Genomic DNA, 21,752 nt, shown 5'->3' with positions numbered 1-21,752 from the left:
ATTATTCACCATGTTAAGTATCTTTTTCTATTATATATGAGTTCTTTCAGAAATTATATTTAAAAGCCTTGAGAAAAAGGAGTTTTTCTTCCAATTATATTTCCAAATGACCGGAGACATCCTTTATAAACCTTTGAATAAAGTCTTGCTCTTCTTTCGTATATCCATCTAAAAGTAACAACCACTTTTCTTCAGCTTGCTTATGCAATTTTTCATGAGCTTTATATATTTCATTCCCACTCTCCGTTAAGCTGAAGAAGATTTCTTTTTGATTATCTAACATTTGCATCTTCTCAACGAATTGCTTTTGAAACAACTTTGTACAAATTTTAGAGATTGCTCCCTTCGTCATGCCCATTTCTGTCGTAATTGCCGTTACATTCATCAAACCATTTTTTCCGATACATTCGATTACATGTAACTCAGATAAAGACATACTACTTACGCCTGTCTCACGAAGAAACTTCTCATTTTGTCGTTTTAAATGTTCTTCTTTTTTATGCAAAAGTGTACGAATGTCCGAAAGTATTTCCATTTGCTTCGTTGCATGCTTCAATCCGCTCGCCTCCTAAGTTTCCAAAGAAACAATTTAACTATATACCATTTTAAAACCATTTTTTCATCTTTACAAGTAAGAAAATCATGTTAAAATAAATTTAGTTTCCGAGGAAACTAAATCGCAAGGAGGTTAACATGATGAAAAACTCTAAACTAACTTTTATTTTATATGTTGTCTGTATTAGTGCCTTACTCGGTTCCTTCGCTCAAAATATTTACACACCTATCTTACCGATGATTCAAAATTCTTTTCACACTTCTCTTTATCTTGTAAATGTAACAGTTTCACTTTTCACATTCGTTCTTGCAATTATGCAGCTCGTATATGGACCTTTAATTGATACAAAAGGGAGAAAATCTGTCCTTATCCCTAGTTTAGTCATTAGTACAATTGGTTCAATCGGATGTGCCTTTTCGGCAAACATTTATTTATTTCTCTTTTTTAGAGCTGTTCAAGCTATAGGAATAGCGGCTATACCTGTAGTTTCAGCAACGATTATCGGCGATTTATTTGAAGGAAAAGAACGCGGAGAAGCGATGAGCCTATACCAAATGTTACTTGCCCTCGCACCTGCAATGGCTCCTCTCATAGGTGGTTATCTTGGCAGTATAAATGGTCACTTATCTGTATTTCTCTTTTTATCTACACTTGGCATTATCTTATTAATTATAAACATTTCACTACTCCCAGAAACAAAGCCAAATATAATTAAACAATCTAAAGCACAAAAGAATTACTCTCTTATCTTAAAAAATAAAACTGGATTTTCTATTACTCTTATTGGCTTCATTCAATTTTGTATTTACTTTTGCTTTCTCGTTTTTTTACCGAGTATTTTAACAAATTCATTTCATTTAACTGTAAATAAAATTGGTCTTATGTTTGTACCAATGTCTCTTTCTATCATGCTAGGAAGTTTTTGCTACAAATTTTTGCAAAAACGCCTCACAACAAAGCAAGCTTTATTTATTACGAGTTTCTTCAATATTATATGTGTCGTTTTATTCTCTTTCACATATAACATCAATATCCCATTCATCATTATCGTTACATCTTTGTACGGTTTTAGTATGGGACTTTCTATGCCAACTCACACTACTTTATTAACAGAAGAATTCGTACAAGAACGCGCAACAGCTATCGGTATGTACAACTTCATCCGCTATCTTGGTATGGGCACAGGGCCACTTATAGGTGGATTTCTTTTATTTAACCAAAATTACTTTTGGATTTTCTTCCTAGGCGCAATTATGTTTTTACTTGTAATCTTATATACAATGAAAATGCTAAGTTTTCATTCTGTACAAAAAGCAAAATAGAGCCCCCAAAAAGGTCGGCTCTATTTATCCTCTTTGATCCGCAACAATATGAATATCAATATACTTTGTTTGTCTCATAATTTCATTTACAATAGAGCCTTTTCGTATTTCTTCCCACCTTGTTCTAGCCGATTGTCCAAGTAAAATTTGTGTTACTTGCAATCTTTTCGCGACTTCAATAATAACATCCGCTGGCTTTCTTCCCTTTGCTTCTTCTAATACAAAACTTGCATCAAATTGATTCGTGAGCGCCTTCCACTCTTCGATCGTCTGCTTTTTTCCAGCTGAAATAGAATCTATATTTTCCCTCTCAACGTTTAATACGTACAATTCAGCATTTAACCGATCAGCCATGCGCCATCCCCGTCGTATTAATTTCTCCGCTGTTGAACTGTATTGTACACAAACGAGAATTTTTTCTTTTACGCCAATCGGTTCTATTACTGTTTGGCTAATTTTCTCGTCCATATCATCCGCAACTTCTCGAAGTGATAATTCCCTAAGTGCTCCTAAATTATTAAGTGTAAAGAAGTTTTGTAAGCTTTGCTGAATTTTTTCTTCTTTATATATCTTTCCGTCTATTAGTCTCTTCCTTAATACCTCGGGCGTTGCATCAACGAGCTGAATTTCATTTGCTTTTTGTAAAATAAAATCTGGAATTCGTTCTCTTACTTTTACATTCGTAATTTGAGCTACAATATCATGAACACTTTCTAAATGTTGAATATTAAAAGCTGATAATACCGATATACCAGCCTCTAACAATTCCTGCACATCCATATAACGTTTCTTATGTTTAGAACCAGGAACATTACTATGCGCAAGTTCATCCACTACAACTACTTGCGGCGCGCGTTTTTTTATTCCTTCCACATCAAGCTCATAAAATACCTTTCCTTTATACTGTATTTCTTTCAAAGGAACTTTTTCTAAATCAGCAATTGCTTCTTCCGTCTCTTTTCTTCCATGCGTTTCAATTAAACCAATTACAATATCAATTCCATCTTTTTTCATTTCCCTTGCATCAAAGAGCATTTTATAACTTTTTCCTACGCCTGGAGCTGCTCCTACATATAACTTTAACTTTCCCCGATTTTGTTGCCGAATATATTCTAAATATTCCTCTGGCGTTCGCCTTTGAAACTTCGGTTCATAATCATCTGCATACAAAATAAACACTACCTTTCATTCGAAACAACGCTACCTCAATCCATTAGATTGAGGTAGCACTGTTACTATTTCATTAATTTCTGTAACGCCAAATTTAGCTTTAAGACGTTTACGCGGGTCTCTCCAAATAAACCAAGCGCAGCACCTTCTGTTTGATCTTTAATCAATTGATTAAGTTTTTCTTTCGGAATATTCGTTAATTTCGAGATACGATCCACCTGCACCGAGGCCGCCTTTGGACTAATATCAGGATCAAGCCCTGAACCTGAATTTGTCACTAAATCTATTGGTATTTCTGTAACCGGAACAGCTGGATTTTTTTCCTTCCAGTCCGCAATACTTTTCTCTACTCGCTTTGCTAAATCTGGGTTAGATGGTGCATAGTTATTTGAACCAGATGCTTCAGCCTTATATTCAATACTAGAAACACGCCCTTGAAAATAACGTGGATCCGTGAAGTTTTGACCAATTAATTTAGAACCAATCACTTCATTTTTATCATTATATATTAGACTTCCATCCGCGTTATCCTTCATTACTGCTTGTGCAATACCAGTAACAATAAGTGGGTATACAAGTCCACACAACACTAGAAATGTAAAAGTAATACGGATAATTGGTGATAGTATACTTTGTTTCTTCTCCATCTTTTTCCCCTCTTCCTTATATAAACAAGCCGACAATCATATCAATTACCTTAATTCCAATGAACGGAACGATAACTCCGCCAAGCCCATAAATAAGTAAGTTTCGGCTAAGCAATGCATTAGAACTCATCGGTTTATATGCAATACCTTTCATCGCTAACGGAATGAGTAATGGAATAATAACAGCGTTAAATATTAATGCTGATAAAATTGCTGACAGTGGTGATGTTAGTTTCATAATGTTTAATGCTTCCATTTGCGGAATCGCAAGTGTAAACATTGCTGGAATGATTGCAAAATATTTCGCTATATCATTCGCAATACTAAACGTCGTTAAAGCACCTCGCGTCATTAACAATTGCTTACCGATTCCTACAACCTCAATAATTTTCGTTGGATTTGAGTCTAGATCAATCATGTTCGCCGCTTCTTTCGCTGCTGTCGTACCACTGTTCATCGCTAATCCAACGTCCGCCTGTGCTAATGCTGGAGCATCATTTGTACCATCACCTGTCATCGCTACAAGTTTCCCTTTATCTTGCTCTGCTTTAATAACAGCAATTTTATCTTCCGGTTTACACTCGGCAACGAATTCATCTACTCCAGCTTCTTTTGCAATCGTTGCTGCTGTTAACGGATTATCACCTGTACACATAACCGTTTTAATCCCCATTTGGCGCAACTGTTCAAAACGATCACGCATACCCGGTTTTACTGTATCCTTTAAATAAATTAAGCCATAAATACGATTATCTACTGCAACTACAAGTGGTGTTCCGCCCTCTTTTGAAATTAAGTCTGCTTTTTGATTTACATCTTTCGGAATTGTTCCGCCTTGTGACTCAACCCATTCAATAACGGCACCTACAGCACCTTTTCTCACTTTCGTTCCGTCTTGTAAATCAACACCACTCATTCTCGTTTCTGCTTTAAACGGAACAAACTCACCTTGTTCTGCAAGTTCTCTATTATATGATATAGATTTTCCCTGCACATACTCGATAACAGATCGACCTTCTGGTGTTTCATCTAAAACAGAACTAATAGCGGCCCACTTTCCAACTTGCTCAATCGTTTCATTTCCTACAGGTAATAATGTATGAGCCATTCGGTTCCCAAAAGTAATTGTACCTGTTTTATCTAAAATAATTGTATTAATATCGCCCGCAGCTTCTACTGCTTTCCCTGACATCGCTAGCACGTTAAATTTTGTCACCCGATCCATCCCCGCAATACCAATCGCTGATAGCAAACCACCAATTGTCGTTGGAATTAAACATACTAACAACGCTACAAGTACAGCAGTATCAATTTGAAAACCTAAATAATTTGTAAAAATCGGCAACGTCACAACGACGATCAAGAAAATAAGAGTTAAGCTCGTTAATACTGTATTTAAAGCAATCTCATTCGGCGTTTTTTGACGAGCAGCTCCTTCTACTAAAGAAATCATTTTATCGATAAATGATTCACCAGGATTACTCGTAATGACAATTGTAATTTCATCACTTACGACCATCGTTCCACCTGTTACGGAACAAAAATCACCGCCTGCTTCTTTTATAACAGGAGCTGATTCACCTGTAATTGCAGATTCATCTACAGATGCTAATCCTTTGATTACTTCGCCATCACTTGGAATCATTTCTCCTTGTTTTACGATAACAACGTCACCTTTTCTAAGATCAGTTGCTGAAACTTGGACAATGTCTCCATTTTCTTTTACTACATTTGCAAACACATCTTTCTTCGACTGCTTTAAAGAATCGGCTTGCGCTTTACCACGACCTTCTGCTAATGCTTCTGCAAAATTCGCAAATAAAACTGTAAATAATAGAATGAGAGAAACTGTTATATTAAACCATCCTGGTATACTACTAGAACTGCTTGGAAGAAAAGATAAAATGAACGTAATGATAAATCCAATTTCCACAACGAACATAATCGGATTCTTTATCATGACCTTCGGATTCAATTTCGCAACGGATTGCTTCATCGCATGTGTTACGATATCACGATCCATCGTTTTCGCTTGTCTAACTTCATCTTCTACAGCATGTATTTGGGACTCATTTAATTGTTTTTCTTTTACTACTACCGGTCTCATCATTTACCCTCCATTACTTCAATGTAAGAAATTCTGCAATTGGACCGAGTACTAACATCGGGAAGAATGTTAATGCACCGACAATTACAATTGTTCCGATGAAGATGCCACCAAATAAACTATTATCTGTACGGAACGTTCCGACTGTTTCTGGCACTACCGTTTTTTCTTTCAATGAAGCTGCCACAGCTAGCATCGTAATTAAACTGAAGTAACGTCCTAAAAACATAACTAAACCAGTCGTAATATTCCAAAACGGTGTATTATCTCCTAATCCTTCAAATCCAGATCCGTTATTCGCAGCTGACGATGTATATTCATATACCACTTGCGTCAAACCGTGGAAACCGGAATGAGAAATAGCATCCGTCCCTAAATTTGTTGAAAGAGCTAATGCCGAAAATCCTAAAATGAGCAATGGATGAAATAAAATCGTGACCGCGATTAATTTCATTTCCTTACCTTCAATCTTTTTACCTAAAAACTCTGGTGTCCGTCCAACCATTAACCCAGATATAAACACCGCGATAATTGCATACATAATAATGTTTACAAAACCTGCTCCAACGCCGCCATACACAGTATTTAACATCATATTTACAAGCGGAACTAAACCGCCAATTGGTGTTAACGTATCATGCATCGTATTAACAGCGCCTGTTTCAGCAGCTGTCGTTACCGTTGCGTATAATGAAGAAAATACTGTTCCAAATCGTACTTCTTTCCCTTCTGTACTTCCTTGTACATGTTCGATACCCATTCCATTTAATGCCGGATTCCCATTTAGTTCAGATGTCGTAATCGTTATAAATCCTAGTAAAAACACCATAAAAAGTGATACGAAAAGGATGCGACCTTGTTTTTTATTTCCTACCATTCGTCCGTACGTAAATGGAAGTGCTGTTGGTAATAACATCATAAGCATCATTTGCAAAATATTACTCATTTGTCCTGGATTTTCAAAAGGATGCGTAGAGTTCGCTCCGAAAAATCCACCGCCGTTATTTCCAAGTTCCTTTATGGAAACGAATGATGCAACAGGTCCACGTAATATACTTTGCTTTGCCCCATCAATCGTTTGTGCTGTAACCGCCCCATCTAACGTTTGGGGTACGCCAAGTGCGACAAAAACTAGTGCCGCAATAAATGCGATAGGAAGAAACACTCTCGTTAACGCTCTCGTAAAATCAACGAAAAAGTTACCAAGTTCTTTTCCAGCAAGTCCTCTTATAAAAGCCATAACGAGCGCTAATGTCGTTGCTGGTGCCGCAAACATTAAAAATGTAATCCCGATTAATTGTGATAAATAGGATAAACCATTTTCACCGCTATAATGCTGTAAATTTGTATCAGCCATAAAACTAATCGCTGTATTAAAAGCGAGCGTAGGCTCCATCCCTTCAATATGCGCTGGATTTAGCGGCAGCACACCTTGTAATCTGAAAATGAAATATACAACAACAATCATAAATCCGTTGAGTAAAACTAATGATAATGCGTACTGTTTCCACGTTTGATTGTATTCTTTTACACCCGTAATTTTAAAAATAAGTTTTTCAAAAGGCCCAAATACTTTATCTAGCGTTTTGCTACCTTGAAAAGCTTTTTCTAAATAAACCCCCGTTGGCTTTGCTACTAAAATAAACAAGAGCATTGTAATAATGACTGCAACCCAAATCATAATGAATGATTCCCCCTAATTAAAACTTCTCTGGATTTAATAATGCATACACTAAATACACTGTAATTGCTGCGACAATAACCGATAAGACAATCATCATGATTGCTTTCCTTCTTTCACAACTTTATCTGACCAACTTGCAAGACTTGCCATTGATGCAACTAATAAAATAAAAATCCCGACCATTACAACATCTAACATAGCTATCCCTCACTTTATTTTTGTTAAAATTTACCATTTAAATATTAAAAAAGAACACTGAGCTCTACTCAGTGTTCAAAAAATGAACAACAAAAAGTAAACCTCCTCTCTAAACGCTTACGAGGTTAGCTGTCGGATTCGGGCCTAAAGAGTAGCCCTACTTTCAAAACTGAAAGATTCACCCCAAGTGACGATGCACAAAATTGGTTCCCCCGCTCCATTTCTGGAACTCAGCGATTTTAGGTTTTTTTGGAAATTTTATGAATGATTTATGAGAGTAAATATACTCCTCTATATTTCACTTGTAAAGGAGTAAATTACTGAAAATAACAATATTTACATTCATTTAAACGCTTACATTGAAGATTATTACTATTATTTCATCTATTTTCTTTATTTCTCTTCTCTTTTCTTAAAAATGACCTTTTAAATATGAAATAAAAAGAGCGAATGACATGAAGTGCATAGCTTGTTGCACTCAGCATTCGCTCTTTTTTATTCAACCTTTATTCTCCTCGTAAAAATGCACGTAAATTTCTCCCGCGAATATAAACTTGTGTCAATTCTGCATGTAGCTGCTCATACTCGGTAATATCTACCTCTAAATACAAAGCATCTTTTGATGGTAATATAATATACGGCCCTGGAAAAAGGGGATCGATCTGAACCAATTCTTGAACTCGCTCTACCGATACTGCCCAACGATTTGCTATATCTCCAAGTAATAGTACCTTCATCATTTCTTCCCCCGCCCTATTCAAAAAATAAAAAAGAAATATTATCACAATTTGTAAACACGACAAACTTAGCTCCAATTGTTTCATAGAGCCTCGCTGGATATCGTTTATTCCTTGTAACAACAGTAATAGGTGCTTGAAAAGAAAAGCGAATGTGTTCTGTGAAAAAACTAACGATTGGAAGCTCATCCCCTAGTAAAATCACCTTCTTAATACACTCACAAATACTAGTAAAGTCCTGCTCCTTACTGCAGCTATAAGTCCAATCAAACCCACAATTCCTAACTTCAGCCGCTATCTCTTCATTTGCTGTAAAAATAATTAACTCATGTTGAAATGATACTAAATCTCTTAAACTATTTACCTTACTTTCTTCTCCAACACAAATAAGTGTTAGTTCCATGTACCTCATCCTCCTTAGTATAAAAGAAATCAAACATAGATTGATATTCCCCTATACTAATCAGATCGATGAAGTGATGTATCCATCATGGCACCGTCCTCTCTCAAGACGCTTACGAAGTTAGCTGTCGGATTCGGACTTTGAGAGTAGCCCTACTTTCAAACTTGAAAGATTCACCCCTAGTGACACTGCACAAATTGGTTCCTCCGCTCCATATAATTGGACTCAGCGTTTACAAAAAAATGTATTCTGGCTGATATATTACTCCTGTATTTTGAAAAAGTAAACAGAAAAAAAGCCAGTTATAAAACTGGCTTTTCACTTATCTATACACGCGTTCTATTCACTTTATACGCAAAATGATTCGTCGGTCCATGACCACTACCAATATTCAATGGCTCTTCAATTGCTATACTAATAAATCGTTTTGCTTCTTGAACAGCATCTTCAATTGAGTATCCTTTCGCAAGTCCTGCTGTAACCGCTGAAGCAAATGTACACCCACTTCCATGCGTTTGCTTTGAAGGAATTCGCTCGCTTCTAAACTCAATAAATTTTTCTCCATCAAAGAGGAAATCAATTACTTCATTCCCTTGATATTCTGCATGTCCGCCCTTCATAAGCACATATTTAGCACCTAATTCATGCAATATTTTTGCAGCTTCCTTACTATCTTCAACATTATGAATCTCCATCCCAGTTAACACTTCTGCTTCTGGGACATTCGGTGTTATAACAGTTGCTACTGGTAATAAATATTCTTTTAATGCTTGAACTGCTTCTTGCTGTAATAATGATGCACCGCCTTTTGCAATCATAACGGGATCTAGCACAATATTATTCCAGCCAAACTTTTTAATTTGTTCTGCAACAATTTGAATTATTTCACTACTAAATAACATTCCTAGTTTCACTGCATCTGGTGTTACATCCGTACCAATTGAATTCAGCTGTTCTGTAATACCTTCTAATGGAACAGGATATACCCCTTGAACGCCAAGCGTGTTTTGAGCAGTAATTGCCGTAATAGCCGTCATTCCGTATACACCAAGCTCTTGGAATGTTTTTAAATCTGCCTGAATTCCAGCACCGCCGCCGCTATCAGACCCTGCAATTGTTAAAGCTTTATTCACTTTCATCCCACTCATCCTTTTCTATCCAAAATAGCGATGATAAATCGTTTTTGCTTCGCTTATATCTTTCGTTCCATGTACGAGCACACGGCCATCTTTAAAGGCTACTAACCTCTTGTCTTCAACAGAAAATGATAGTAAATATGGATTTATATTTAAATCATTTACACGACCTTCCAACAACTCTTTATATTGTTCAAAATTCATTTCATCTTTATGAGGTGGTCTAATTTGAACTGTATTTCGCCCGCATAAAACTGCTGTTTTTGATGTGTTTTCTTTATTTAAATACGGATATAATGCATTCTCTCCGCATGAAGGACAATTATGCTGGCGAAGTTTTTGCACATTCATACATGAATACTCATTCTTCCACATATCAAACGATACAAGCCCATCTCGAAGTGATTCGTAATCTTCTACTAACAGTTTAAGAGCTTCTGTTACTTGATGAGAAACGACAAGAGATACAGCAGGTGATATAATACCCGCTGTATCACATGTTGCCCCGCCAAGCGGAATCGACTGTAATAAACATGATAAACATGGTGTTTTACTAGGAAGGATTGTGTAAGAAAGACCGTAACTACCTACACATGCACCGTAAATCCATGGAATAGAATATTTTTGTGATATATCATTTACAATAAAGCGCGTTTCGAAATTATCAGTCGCATCAATAATTACATCAACATTTATAACAAGTTCTTCTAGCTCTTCAGCTGTTACATCTTGAACGAGAGCTTCTATTGTTACATCACTATTAATCTCTTCTAAACGTTTTTTAGCCGCTATAGCTTTTGGAAGATTATTCTTTACGTCGCTCTCTGCATACAATTGTTGTCTTTGTAAATTACTCCAATCTACATAATCACGGTCAACAATTGTTATCTTGCCAACACCTGCTCTTACAAACATCTCTGCATTTGCACTACCTAATGCACCTGCACCGATAATAAGCACATGCTTTTCTCTTATCTTTTGCTGTCCTTCTTCTCCAATTGGAGAAAATAGTTCTTGGCGAGAATATCGATTATTCAACTACGCTCATTCCTTCTAAAGGACTACTTGCAGTTGCACAACGCTTACGTGCAATGCGACCTGCTTCAAATCCTAAACGGCCTGCTTCAATACTTAATTTCATTGCTTGTGCCATTTTAATAGGATCTTTTGCTCCTGATACAGCTGTATTTAATAACACGCCATCTGCTCCTAATTCCATTGCAAATGCCGCATCAGCTGGGCTACCAATACCGGCATCAACGATAACTGGTACTGTCGCTTGTTCAATAATGAAGCTCAAATTTAATGGATTTACAATACCAAGTCCTGATCCGATTGGAGATGCTCCTGGCATAATCGCATGCACGCCAAGCTCTTGTAATTTACGTGCTAATACAACATCATCAGATGTATACGGAAGTACGATAAATCCTTCTTCCAGTAACATTTCAGATGCCTTTAATGTTTCTACCGGATCAGGTAATAACGTTCTATCATCACCAATAACTTCTACCTTTATCATGTCACAAAGCCCAGAAGCTTTTGCTAATTTTGCAATACGAACAGCCTCTTCAGCGTTTTTTGCTCCTGCTGTATTTGGTAATAACGTATATTTTTTCACATCAAGTTTCTCTAATAAATTAGGTTGCTTTGCATCAAAGATATCCATACGACGTACTGCAAACGTTAAAATTTCAGCTTCAGAAACGTCAATTGCCTTTTGCTGTACGTCAAAATCAGGAAATTTACCTGTTCCTAATAAAAGTCTAGAATGAAATGAAAATGGTCCAATGTTTAACATAATCAACCGCCTCCTACGAAAGTTACAATCTCAATTTGGTCTCCATCAAAAACAGATGTATCTGTATGATCATCTTTTTGTAAAATATCTTTATTACGCTCTACTACAACAATTCTGTTATCTAGCTCTAAATGTGTAAGTAGCTCAGCTACTGTTTTTACACTCGCTGGCACTTCAATTTGGTTACCATTAATTTTTAAATTCAAACTTCCATCCCCTTTCTAAACTCTTCTAGAAAGCAATGAATCTAGCAAATGATTCTCTTGCTTTCCTTCTATTAAATCAGCCATATATTGGCCAGAAATAGGACTTAATAAAATACCGTTTCGATAATGGCCCGTGCAAGCATATAAACCTTTTATTTCTTCATGCTCTCCCATATAAGGAGCTTCATGATTCGATTGTGGTCTTAATCCTGCCCACGTGCTTTCCCATTCTGCTTCTTTTAAAGCTGGCAATATTGTATAAGCACGCTCTAATATAGAAGTTATACTTTCTGGCTGCACAGTTTTATTGAACGTATGTGGCTTCATTGTTGCCCCAATTACGTAACGTCCACCGCGCTTTGGAGTAATGTAAAATCTTTCTTGAAAAATAGGTGCTTTTAAAAGTTGTTTTCTACTTCTTACCGCAACCACTTCTCCTTTAACTGGATATGTACCCCAATCGCGGTGAAAATAACTGAGTAACTTCGTGCTCCATGAACCTCCTGCAATAACGACTTTCTCACATGTGACAATACCTTCACTTGTAATAACTCCAGTCACTTTATTATTTTCAATACGGATATCAAATACTTCTGTCTGTTCATATATATCAGCACCGGAAATCGCTGCAGAATGTGCGAATGCTTTCGTAAGCTCTGGTGCAATAACATGACCGTCTTTCGGATAATATACTGCTCCTATAATAGATTCGGATAGATATGGCTCTTTTTCCCGCACATGGTCTCCCGTTAGAAAATAAGAATCTTCACCTGTTTTCTGCTGCCAATCCATAATGTGAAGAATTCTTTCCTTCTCATCTTCATTTTGAGCAATACGATAAATTCCTTTTTCTTCATATCCAATATCAACACCCGTCTTTTCACGTAAAACTGCTGCAAGTTGTGGAAATATAGCTCGGCTTTCTCTAGCAAGTTCAAATAGCGGATCATACGCATCCCATTCTGCCTGAACACCAAGTAAACCAGCAGCTGCTTTTGAAGCTTCCGATGCAATACTTTGCTTCTCCACAATCGCTACTTTATGTCCTCTTTCTGCTAGAAAATGTGCAATTGAACTACCAATTACACCACCACCAATAATCGCTACATCATACTTCTCACACATGTTTTTCCGCCCACTTTCTTATTGATTCCTTATAAGATTTCGCTTTGCTATACGGGTTACTACTACTTACAATTCCAGACATAACTGCTATACCGCTTACACCGTTAGTAAGAACATCCACTGTGTTTTCTGGGGTAATTCCTCCAATTGCTGTAATCGGTATAGATAAACACCTTGCAATGTCTGAAATTTCTTCAAGCCCTCTCGCTGGCACACCTTTTTTACAATCTGTCGGAAATACATGGCCATAAACGAGTGAATCCGCTCCATTTTTAAAAGCTACTATTGCTTCATCTAGCGAATGCACAGAATAACCGACATGCAAATACGAAAACTTTTCTTTCACTGACTTTACATCTGTACTTCGATATCCTAGTTGAACACGAGGAATATTTAATAAAATTGCAATATCAATTCGATCGTTTATGACAATTTTAGAAGCCGGAAAGCCCTCCATTAATAGACTTTCCACACCTTCATATAATTCCTTCGTACTCTTCTCACGCTCACGAATATGCAAATAATCAATCTCACTCTCAATTTGCATCGCTACATTCACTAACTCTTCGAATGGCATATGGCCATTTGAGATTACGTGGAGCTCATTTTTCATATTCATTCGCCTACTTTAAAATATTTTCGAATAATTCATCGGCTGGGACGGTTTCTTTCGTCATTCCTTTGTCCTTCAGCCACTTATTTTGTTTCTCCCAAGATTCTTTTGAATCTGATAAGAATGGCTCATCTTTCGTTTCCATCTTCTCTAATAAAATTTTCATACTTTCCTTTTCAACTTCTGGCACAAGTGGGAAGTTTTCTTTTTCTTGATGATTTAATAAAATATTCAATGCTTCATCTGGGTTTTTCTTCATGAAATCATAGCCTTTTTTCGTACCACGTAAGAAAGCTTGCAACGCCTCTTTATCTTTTTTCAACGTTTTATCACCTGTTACAAACACAAGCTCATGATAGTTTGGTACTCCGTAATCAGCTGGATTAAAGTACGCTGGTTCATGGCCTTCATGACGCATAACAGGTACTTCATGGTTAATGTATGCCCCTGTTACCGCATCTACTTTCTTCGTAATTAATGCTGGTACTAAATCAAAGCCAACATCTACTACTTTCACTGTATCAGGATTACCACCAGCTTCTTTTACCATCGTTTTTAAATACATCTCACTTAATGGTGTTCCAGAGTATCCTACTGTTTTTCCTTCTAAATCTTTCGGTGATTGAATGCCCGCTGATTTCAGTGATACAACATGATTTAATGGTGAACGTACGACAGCCCCAATTGATTTCACTGGAATTTGCTCATTCGCTCTCGCCATAACAACATCTGGCTGATAATACAAGCCCACTGTCACCTTCCCTGCTGCTGCCAGCGTTAATGGATCAGTCGGATTAGAAGGGAATTTAATATTTACCTTTACACCTTCTTCTTTAAAGTATCCTTTTTCAATTGCTGCATAGATAAAGCTATGTACCGCATTTGGATACCAATCTAACATGACTGTTATTTCTTTCTCTTTTTTACTTTTGTCTGATGCTGAATTACTCGAACATCCTGCAATTATTGCAATTAATAATGTAAACACAAAGATGCGCTTTAAAAATTTCATGAATGCTTCCTCCAACTAATGAATTTCTTTTCTAATATGGAAATAATTACGACGAAGAAAATAGCTAATAATGATAACAATACAATAGGTGCAAATACGCCAGCTCCATCTAACTGCGTCATCATTCTCTTACTGAAATATCCAAGCCCAGCTTGTGCACCGAGCCATTCTCCAATTGCTGCTCCGATAACACTAAGCGGAACTGCAATTTTTAAAGCTGAGAAAAAATAAGGAAGAGCAGACGGCAACTTTAATTTAAGAAAAATATCTCTTTTTGTTGCTCCATATGTAACTAAGAGCTCCTCCCATTCTTTTTTCGTACTACGCAGTCCATCATACGTATTGACCGCAATTGGGAAAAACGTAATTAAAACTGTGACAACAACCTTACTCCAAATTGTATATCCAAACCATAAAACAAATAGCGGAGCAAGCGCAGTAATCGGAATCGTTTGTGAAGCAACTAATAATGGATAAAATGCTCTCTCCATCCATGTACTCGCATTCATTAACATCGCTAGCCCTACACCTAATACGATAGAGATAACAACACCTATTAAAACGACGTATAACGTTGCAGGTAAATGAACTGTAAATAATATGTCTTTTAGTTTCCATATCTTCATTAAAATCGCAGAAGGTGACGGTAAAATGTACATCTCATCTACAATTCTTGCTCCTATTTCCCACACAGCTAGTAAAATACTAGAAAGTGTAATAGCAGGAACTAATTCTTTCAATCGGTTCATCACACAAGTACCTGCCTTTGTAACATACTAAGAAGCTCATCTTTCAGCGCTAATACTTCCGGTTTATATAAATCTTTTCGTGTTCTGTTATGATCAAGCGGTACAGTCCGTTCAGTCAAAGTCGTTATCGGCTGCTGTTCCACTACTAAAACTCGGTTTGAAAGAAATAACGCTTCTTCAACATCATGAGTAATGAATAAAATTGTTTTTTCCCACTCTTGCCATTGTTCAAACAACCATTCTTGCAAAGAGGTCTTCGTTAAAGCATCCAATGCACTAAATGGTTCATCTAACAGCAATATCTCCCCGCCTGTTAATAAAGTTCGAATAAAAGATACACGTTGTCTCATACCACCAGATAAATCTTTCGGATATTTTTTCTCATACCCTTGCAAACCAAATTTATGTAACAGTTCCTTTGCCTTTACTTCTGCTTCTTTCTTCTGTACACCTTGGCACTCTAGCGGCAGGGCAGCATTCTCAATAATTGTTCTCCACGGCAAAAGCATATCTTTTTGCGGCATATATCCTACAGGATGGTGCTTTGTTTCTGTCAGTTCTATCTGTCCAGTACTTACCTTTTCTAGACCTGTAATAAGGCGAAATAAAGTACTTTTCCCACATCCACTCGGTCCGATAATACTGACAAACTCTTTCTCATGTATAGAAGCATTTAATTCATGGGTGATTGGTTTCTCATCGTAATGAAAAGAAACATTATGAAACTGTAGTATGTTCTTGCTCCTCAAATCCCCACATCTCCTTACGATAGGACATATCCCAGAATAAATATTCAAATCGACTGGAATTTAAGAAAATCTCCTCTAATCTTTCTAGTTCTTTCTCAGACTTTCCAACTGCCATTTCATTTAATAAATCTATTAACCAAATACAAAGATTACCGTATTCTTCCGAACTATATCCTTGAATCCACTCACCAAAAAACTCATGATCTCTTGCTCTAGGAATATCATTTAAACGCTTTCCAATTTCCCAATAGCTCCACATACATGGAAGAAGCGCTGCTATTAATTCCGCAAGTGTGCCATTTTGAGATACAGACATCATGTAATTTGTATAAGCTAAATTTTTAGCAGATGGTTTCGCAGACTCTATCTCCTCTATAGAAATTCCAAGTCTTTTTGCATATTGTTTATGGATTGTCATTTCGCCATTTAATATTCCATCAATTTGTTCAGCGAACTTTCCCATTACTTGTGGATTCGTTGCTTTTACAACACCAATCGCATATAACTTTGCATAATCCAGCAGATATAAATAATCTTGAATAATATAATACTGGAATTTATCTTTTTCTAACGTGCCATCTCCCATACCCACTACAAACGGATGATTATGACTCATCTCCCAAACCGGTTGCACAGTTTCTAATAATCTATCGCAAAATTTCATTTCTCTATCCCCTTTCAATATATGTATCTAAATAAAAAACCACTTCTATATATAAGAAGTGGTTACAGCAAATAAAGTTATACATTTATTCGATGTTCCACTTCCCTTCGCTAGTATTACCTAGATCAGGTGTTGTAAGGGTTAAGGATTATTCCTCTCTCAGCAAGTCAAGCACCCCTAGTGGTTTCAATATGAAATTTTCAAATAAAAAAGCCCCGTTTCTATACGCAAAGAAACGGGGACTCATTGTTAGTGTCCGAATTGCTTCCCTACGCTAGCATAATCTAGATCAGGTAATAAAAAGGATCAAAGGCTTACGGCCTACTCTCAGCTGGCAACACCAGCTCTCCTAGCAAACTATAAAATTATCACTGTCAGTATAACACCCTAATAAGACATCATCAACTTTTTTAATTTTCTTAATTATCAACATAATATCAAAATTATACAATACATACATTCTATTTTAGAAAATAAAACCCCAATTAATTGTATAAAAAGGAATCATTATCCTCAAAAAATTTATTTTTATATTGATTTCATATTACATTTATGTGAATACCCCCACTATATTATATCTTTATACTATAATAAAATTACAACTATACAACTAGAGGAGGTCTCTATTCCATGAATATGAAAGCTACTGCTTTAACAGCAACTACTGTAGCGATTGCTTCTTTACTTCCTTCTATGGGTGAAACAAATGTACAAAAAGCAAACGCTGAACAATTATCTAATATTAAAACTGGGTATGTCAAAGTCGATCAAGTAGCATTACATACAGAAGATAACGTAAAAAGCACATCAATTGATACAATTCGCTTTAATACAAAAGTGAACATCCTTGAAACAACTAATGGTTGGTATAAAGTATCTGTTCATAATAAAGTAGGTTATGTACAAAAAGATGCTATTTTACTAAAAAACAAACTTCAAACTAATGATCAATACATCGTTAATGCTAATGCATTAAACGTTCGCTCTGAACCTAATTTAGAATCTTCCATTTTAGATGTATTACCAAATGGTAAGTTTATTACCGTTCAAGAAGATCAAGGCGAATGGTATAAAATATCACATAATGGCCAAACAGGTTACGTACAAAAAGCATTCATCTCTAATGGTTCACAACCCTTAGTAAAAGGAATCACCGTTCAAAATAATACAAAATATACTGTTGCAACACCTAATCTAAATGTACGTAGCACCGCTAGTACAAGTAGCGCTCTACTCGGTTCATTACAAAACGGTACACAAGTACAAGTAGTAGAAACTGTAGGTACTTGGTATAAAATTCGTTTTGGCACAGGATACGGATATGTAGCAAAACACTATGTAGTACAAAATCAACCACAAGCTAAAACAGATCAGCCTTCATCAATTCCAGCTGCTTTCAAATTCCCCGCTCAAGGAAGAATTAGCTCAACCTTTGATATACGCTGGGAACAAATGCACTATGGTATAGATATTGCCGCTCCAGGAAACGTCTCTATCCAAGCTGCTGCTGCAGGTAAAGTTGTGAAATCTTATTATTCAGCTAGCTATGGCAATGTTGTTTTCATTGCGCATCAAATCAATGGGAAATTATATACAACTGTTTATGCTCATATGAAGGATCGCACTGTACAAGCTGGTGATCAAGTACAAACTGGACAATTAATAGGTCATATGGGAAACACAGGTCATTCATACGGGCAACATCTTCATTTTGAATTACATAATGGAGAATGGAATTTTGAAAAAACAAATGCAGTAAATCCACTGCCATATTTAGTTAGGTAAATTGTATGCCACGCAATATACCTCTTATAATTGAATACGCAGCCTTTTTAGGTTTAATCTGTTGTTTAATCATTTACAATACAAACATTGTATTTTTATCTATTATTATTGCTTTTGTTGCATTAGAAATTATGATGGAATCATTTCAAGTGCAACTAAAACAAAAAATTGCCCATATTTATAACGCTATATTTCTTTTGAGTGCTCTCATAACAAATATAATTAGTAATGGCTTTTATTTATCTACTGTATTTCCAGTATTCTTTATGGCTGTTTTATTATTTGTAGCTAGATATATTAATGTCCCTTATAACCAAAAACAAAAACAAGAACAAGAAGCTTAGAAAGAGGAGACACTGTGTACCAATCTTTCAAAGATGCTCCAATAAAATACATATTGCATTTGTATAAGAAAGCCAATACTTTTTTTGGTATACAAGGAAGTTATACTGCACAACTTCTCCTATATGGAATGTTGTTTCTTGTCTTAATCACTTTCTCCTTGTTTTACTAACAAAAAAGGATCTCACATAAACTGGAGATCCTTTTTAATTTATATTAATTTTTCATATCGAAAATATTGTTTATCCACAAGCATATTTTTCATAAATAAAGCTCAGATTATATTTTTTCTCTAAGCTCATTCGTTGTTCGTCATCGCACCAATAGAAAAGAATATCATGAATCGTTGCGTAACGCTTATTTTTAAGAAATAGCCTAAAGAATGATGGTAAACAATCATGTAATTGTATAAATATATAATTGCGTAGTGTTTCTTCTTTATATTCAATCCCCTTACAAATATACAGTAATTCTTCACAATAATATGCATGCTGTGGAACTTGTATCATTTCGAAAAATGGCACATAAGATAGTAGCTTTCCAATAAAATGACCATATCGATCCATTACTCCTATCGTCATATGCTCCATCATTTCTTTCATCACATATAAATAATCATCTACATGCGTTGTCTTTAATGGGTCTAAGCGATCGGAAATTTGAGATAATACAGCTCTTTGACATGCTAAAACTGCCTGACTAGGTCCATAATATGATAGGAAATCTGTACACTTACGATATTTCCGTAATAAATCATGTGTATACAAATCATATACAAAAGTATTACAATACATTGCTAAACTCATCATATCACTATTTAATTGCTCTTTTGATAATGATTTCGCTCTCTTGCACATATAAAAGAATGTAAATTCCAATACTTCTTTATGAGATAATAAATGTTTACAATCGGTTATACACTTCTCATTAAATTTAACTCTATCCCAAATTTCAATATCCCTATCTATCAATTCACCTATACGATATTTAATAATTAAATAATTTAAAGCAACTGATTGCGTCAAAAGATCCCATGTTTCATATTCCAATGAAGTATGAACAAACTCAGCTAATCCTTGCGCTATCATAAAATCATTTGCCTCTTCATACCAACCAATCTCTTGGCATAAGCGAAGAATACGCACTAAAGTTGGAATTTCATCTTTATGAAACTGCGGTAATTTCTTTGCTTTATTCATGCCATATACGATAAATGCCGCTAAATTTTCTTCTTTATAAAATTCTTTCTCTTTCCATACTAATATAGTTCGTTCTTTCCCCTCACCTTTTGGGTGACAAGGTACAAGCAAAGAAAATAATTCAGCGAAATTATTTGGTTCTATATATGTATCTGTAACCAAATTCCAATTTGGATCGCCCTGTACAGCCTTCATATAATTCCCCTTCCCTTTTCATCTATGTAGGAAATATTAATTTATTATCGCACCACTAAAAATTAATATTGTTATATTCAAAATCTCTCATAAGACTTATATCTATCAGTATATCATCTTTTCTCTTATTAAAAATTAAGAATAACAAATTTTAAAAAAATGTCGAAATTATTAACCACATACTTATTATATAATGTCTCAGATACATCACGCTAACATATTAGTTTAATCCATATATACTAGAATAATGTATCTGAAATTTATATATAATTTAGCTCTTTATGAGTGACCATTAAACTCTCGGTTAATGAAAGTTTCAATTTACTCTGTACGCTCTGAGATTTCGCTCAAGGCAAATCCAGCTTGATCATCTGCTGATTCCCTTATAGCTAAATCTCCTAGTGCTAACATGCCAATAAGTTGACCACTATCAACTACTGGTAATCGTCTAATTTGATGCTGTGCCATTAGCTCTGTAGCTTTTTCAATAGAATCATTTGGAGAAACTGAGATAATATTTGTTGTCATTACATTTGTAATCTTATTAGATCCAGGATGTTTTTCAGCAATCCCTCGAACGACTAAATCACGATCAGTAACAAGCCCAACAACTTGCTCATTTTCAACAACAGGAATTAATCCAACCGATTCTTCCTTCATTTTTACAGCTGCCTCATATACATTGTCTAGCGGTGTACAATGTACAATATGGGTACTCATTAAGTCTCTCACTCGTGTCATTATGATTTCCTCCTTTTTATACATACCATAGCTTTTCCAAAATTCCTTTATTTATTTCTGGAAAGTAACGTAATAAAAAGGATTAACAAAATAAAAAAGAGCCAGCATAATGCTGACTCTTTTTTGTATGACCCGTACGGGATTCGAACCCGTGTTACCGCCGTGAAAGGGCGGTGTCTTAACCACTTGACCAACGGGCCATGGCTCCGCAGGTAGGACTCGAACCTACGACCGATCGGTTAACAGCCGATAGCTCTACCACTGAGCTACTGCGGAATAATATATGGTGGGCCTAAATGGACTCGAACCATCGACCTCACGCTTATCAGGCGTGCGCTCTAACCAGCTGAGCTATAGGCCCATATACTTTACAGGGGCAGTAGGAATCGAACCCACACTGGAGGTTTTGGAGACCTCAGTTCTACCTTTAAACTATGCCCCTAAATGATGCCGGCTAGAGGACTTGAACCCCCAACCTACTGATTACAAGTCAGTTGCTCTACCAATTGAGCTAAGCCGGCATAAAAAAATGGTGGCTCGGGACGGAATCGAACCGCCGACACGAGGATTTTCAGTCCTCTGCTCTACCGACTGAGCTACCGAGCCAACAT

The 21,752-nt window shown here is 36.0% G+C and carries 25 protein-coding genes, 6 tRNA genes and 4 riboswitches; of the genes, 3 read left to right on the top strand and 28 right to left on the bottom strand.

From position 1 onward, the window contains the following. Positions 1-94 precede the first annotated feature (94 nt). Positions 95-556, bottom strand: a complete 462-nt coding sequence (locus ACZDYH_RS06645; RefSeq protein ID WP_000679681.1) for a MarR family transcriptional regulator — start codon at positions 554-556, stop codon at positions 95-97. A 140-nt stretch (positions 557-696) separates the two neighbouring features. Between ACZDYH_RS06645 and ACZDYH_RS06640 the strand changes: the two genes are divergently transcribed. Beyond that, entirely contained in the window at positions 697-1,878 is a 1,182-nt protein-coding gene (locus ACZDYH_RS06640) for an MFS transporter (RefSeq protein ID WP_042866434.1), read from the top strand. Positions 1,879-1,902: 24 nt separating this feature from the next. Here ACZDYH_RS06640 and kdpDN read toward each other — a convergent pair whose 3' ends face one another. The 19 genes from kdpDN to tenA all read right to left on the bottom strand — a co-directional run bounded on the left by kdpDN (position 1,903) and on the right by tenA (position 16,879). Beyond that, entirely contained in the window at positions 1,903-3,057 is a 1,155-nt protein-coding gene (kdpDN, locus tag ACZDYH_RS06635) for a KdpD-like non-kinase potassium sensor (RefSeq protein WP_074619043.1), read from the bottom strand. Between the two features lie 56 nt (positions 3,058-3,113). Continuing rightward, entirely contained in the window at positions 3,114-3,695 is a 582-nt protein-coding gene (kdpC, locus tag ACZDYH_RS06630) for a K(+)-transporting ATPase subunit C (protein ID WP_000412594.1), read from the bottom strand. 16 nt (positions 3,696-3,711) lie between these two features. After that, positions 3,712-5,802, bottom strand: a complete 2,091-nt coding sequence (gene kdpB, locus ACZDYH_RS06625; protein WP_001248002.1) for a potassium-transporting ATPase subunit KdpB — start codon at positions 5,800-5,802, stop codon at positions 3,712-3,714. A gap of 13 nt (positions 5,803-5,815) precedes the next feature. Continuing rightward, on the bottom strand, positions 5,816-7,483 hold the full coding sequence (gene kdpA / locus ACZDYH_RS06620; RefSeq protein WP_006914749.1) for a potassium-transporting ATPase subunit KdpA: 1,668 nt from the start codon (positions 7,481-7,483) through the stop codon (positions 5,816-5,818). Between the two features lie 19 nt (positions 7,484-7,502). Beyond that, positions 7,503-7,580 carry a K(+)-transporting ATPase subunit F gene (gene kdpF, locus ACZDYH_RS06615; protein WP_223153441.1) on the bottom strand — a complete coding sequence of 26 codons (78 nt, stop codon included), beginning with the start codon at positions 7,578-7,580 and terminating at the stop codon, positions 7,503-7,505. Beyond that, positions 7,580-7,684 carry a SipW-dependent-type signal peptide-containing protein gene (locus tag ACZDYH_RS06610; protein WP_000887894.1) on the bottom strand — a complete coding sequence of 35 codons (105 nt, stop codon included), beginning with the start codon at positions 7,682-7,684 and terminating at the stop codon, positions 7,580-7,582. Before ACZDYH_RS06610 ends, kdpF begins: the two co-directional genes overlap by 1 nt. Before the next feature lie 100 nt (positions 7,685-7,784). Continuing rightward, positions 7,785-7,930, bottom strand: a riboswitch (cyclic di-AMP (ydaO/yuaA leader). 134 nt (positions 7,931-8,064) lie between these two features. Continuing rightward, entirely contained in the window at positions 8,065-8,187 is a 123-nt protein-coding gene (locus ACZDYH_RS06605; RefSeq protein ID WP_001034421.1) for a hypothetical protein, read from the bottom strand. 3 nt (positions 8,188-8,190) lie between these two features. Beyond that, positions 8,191-8,424 carry a hypothetical protein gene (locus tag ACZDYH_RS06600; protein WP_001985933.1) on the bottom strand — a complete coding sequence of 78 codons (234 nt, stop codon included), beginning with the start codon at positions 8,422-8,424 and terminating at the stop codon, positions 8,191-8,193. A gap of 13 nt (positions 8,425-8,437) precedes the next feature. Further along, positions 8,438-8,824, bottom strand: a complete 387-nt coding sequence (locus ACZDYH_RS06595; RefSeq protein WP_000424090.1) for a hypothetical protein — start codon at positions 8,822-8,824, stop codon at positions 8,438-8,440. A 93-nt stretch (positions 8,825-8,917) separates the two neighbouring features. Continuing rightward, a riboswitch (cyclic di-AMP (ydaO/yuaA leader) is annotated at positions 8,918-9,065 on the bottom strand. 85 nt (positions 9,066-9,150) lie between these two features. Beyond that, positions 9,151-9,963, bottom strand: coding sequence for a bifunctional hydroxymethylpyrimidine kinase/phosphomethylpyrimidine kinase (gene thiD / locus ACZDYH_RS06590; RefSeq protein ID WP_000867387.1), 813 nt, complete (start codon positions 9,961-9,963; stop codon positions 9,151-9,153). Between the two features lie 15 nt (positions 9,964-9,978). Then, on the bottom strand, positions 9,979-10,998 hold the full coding sequence (gene thiF / locus ACZDYH_RS06585; RefSeq protein WP_001065417.1) for a thiazole biosynthesis adenylyltransferase ThiF: 1,020 nt from the start codon (positions 10,996-10,998) through the stop codon (positions 9,979-9,981). Further along, positions 10,991-11,761 (bottom strand): thiazole synthase, encoded by a 771-nt coding sequence (gene thiG, locus ACZDYH_RS06580; protein WP_000931981.1) that lies wholly within the window; start codon positions 11,759-11,761, stop codon positions 10,991-10,993. Before thiG ends, thiF begins: the two co-directional genes overlap by 8 nt. Before the next feature lie 2 nt (positions 11,762-11,763). Then, a complete protein-coding gene (gene thiS, locus ACZDYH_RS06575) occupies positions 11,764-11,967 on the bottom strand; it encodes a sulfur carrier protein ThiS (protein ID WP_001049502.1) in 204 nt (67 codons plus the stop codon). A 15-nt stretch (positions 11,968-11,982) separates the two neighbouring features. Beyond that, positions 11,983-13,092, bottom strand: coding sequence for a glycine oxidase ThiO (gene thiO / locus ACZDYH_RS06570; RefSeq protein WP_000333287.1), 1,110 nt, complete (start codon positions 13,090-13,092; stop codon positions 11,983-11,985). Then, complete coding sequence (gene tenI / locus ACZDYH_RS06565) at positions 13,085-13,705, bottom strand: thiazole tautomerase TenI (RefSeq protein WP_000787170.1); 621 nt, start codon at positions 13,703-13,705, stop codon at positions 13,085-13,087. The genes thiO and tenI overlap by 8 nt, the downstream gene beginning before the upstream one ends. Before the next feature lie 10 nt (positions 13,706-13,715). Further along, a complete protein-coding gene (locus ACZDYH_RS06560) occupies positions 13,716-14,717 on the bottom strand; it encodes an ABC transporter substrate-binding protein (RefSeq protein ID WP_000670416.1) in 1,002 nt (333 codons plus the stop codon). Then, a complete protein-coding gene (locus ACZDYH_RS06555; RefSeq protein ID WP_001080853.1) occupies positions 14,714-15,466 on the bottom strand; it encodes an ABC transporter permease in 753 nt (250 codons plus the stop codon). The genes ACZDYH_RS06560 and ACZDYH_RS06555 overlap by 4 nt, the downstream gene beginning before the upstream one ends. Beyond that, positions 15,466-16,215 carry an ABC transporter ATP-binding protein gene (locus ACZDYH_RS06550; RefSeq protein WP_001256824.1) on the bottom strand — a complete coding sequence of 250 codons (750 nt, stop codon included), beginning with the start codon at positions 16,213-16,215 and terminating at the stop codon, positions 15,466-15,468. Before ACZDYH_RS06550 ends, ACZDYH_RS06555 begins: the two co-directional genes overlap by 1 nt. Next, complete coding sequence (gene tenA / locus ACZDYH_RS06545) at positions 16,184-16,879, bottom strand: thiaminase II (protein ID WP_434713517.1); 696 nt, start codon at positions 16,877-16,879, stop codon at positions 16,184-16,186. Before tenA ends, ACZDYH_RS06550 begins: the two co-directional genes overlap by 32 nt. Positions 16,880-16,964: 85 nt before the next feature. Next, positions 16,965-17,068, bottom strand: a riboswitch (TPP riboswitch). Between the two features lie 60 nt (positions 17,069-17,128). Next, positions 17,129-17,240, bottom strand: a riboswitch (TPP riboswitch). Positions 17,241-17,509: 269 nt separating this feature from the next. On the opposite strand from tenA, the gene ACZDYH_RS06540 reads away from it, so the two are divergent. Together ACZDYH_RS06540 and ACZDYH_RS06535 are read left to right on the top strand one after the other, a co-directional pair. Next, positions 17,510-18,664, top strand: a complete 1,155-nt coding sequence (locus ACZDYH_RS06540; protein ID WP_074554249.1) for an SH3 domain-containing protein — start codon at positions 17,510-17,512, stop codon at positions 18,662-18,664. A gap of 5 nt (positions 18,665-18,669) precedes the next feature. Then, the gene (locus tag ACZDYH_RS06535) at positions 18,670-19,008 is read left to right on the top strand and encodes a hypothetical protein (RefSeq protein ID WP_001137818.1); all 339 of its coding nucleotides are present in this window, start codon (positions 18,670-18,672) and stop codon (positions 19,006-19,008) included. 240 nt (positions 19,009-19,248) lie between these two features. On the opposite strand, the gene ACZDYH_RS06530 is transcribed toward ACZDYH_RS06535, so the two are convergent. The 8 genes from ACZDYH_RS06530 to ACZDYH_RS06495 all read right to left on the bottom strand — a co-directional run bounded on the left by ACZDYH_RS06530 (position 19,249) and on the right by ACZDYH_RS06495 (position 21,747). Further along, entirely contained in the window at positions 19,249-20,400 is a 1,152-nt protein-coding gene (locus tag ACZDYH_RS06530) for a DUF3965 domain-containing protein (protein WP_074554253.1), read from the bottom strand. Between the two features lie 321 nt (positions 20,401-20,721). Then, entirely contained in the window at positions 20,722-21,141 is a 420-nt protein-coding gene (locus ACZDYH_RS06525) for a CBS domain-containing protein (protein ID WP_000199011.1), read from the bottom strand. 128 nt (positions 21,142-21,269) lie between these two features. Next, positions 21,270-21,341 (bottom strand) — tRNA-Glu (locus ACZDYH_RS06520). Between the two features lies 1 nt (position 21,342). Further along, positions 21,343-21,417, bottom strand: a tRNA-Asn gene (locus ACZDYH_RS06515). Between the two features lie 8 nt (positions 21,418-21,425). Then, a tRNA-Ile gene (locus ACZDYH_RS06510) sits at positions 21,426-21,502 on the bottom strand. A 10-nt stretch (positions 21,503-21,512) separates the two neighbouring features. Then, positions 21,513-21,583: transfer RNA gene (locus ACZDYH_RS06505), tRNA-Trp, on the bottom strand. A 6-nt stretch (positions 21,584-21,589) separates the two neighbouring features. Further along, a tRNA-Thr gene (locus ACZDYH_RS06500) sits at positions 21,590-21,662 on the bottom strand. 9 nt (positions 21,663-21,671) lie between these two features. Next, positions 21,672-21,747, bottom strand: a tRNA-Phe gene (locus ACZDYH_RS06495). Positions 21,748-21,752 lie beyond the last annotated feature (5 nt).

It is taken from the genome of Bacillus sp. EB V-12 (assembly GCF_056158125.1).
The sequence above is the reverse complement of the archived record's forward strand: the minus strand, read 5'-3'. Positions and strand labels throughout refer to the sequence as shown.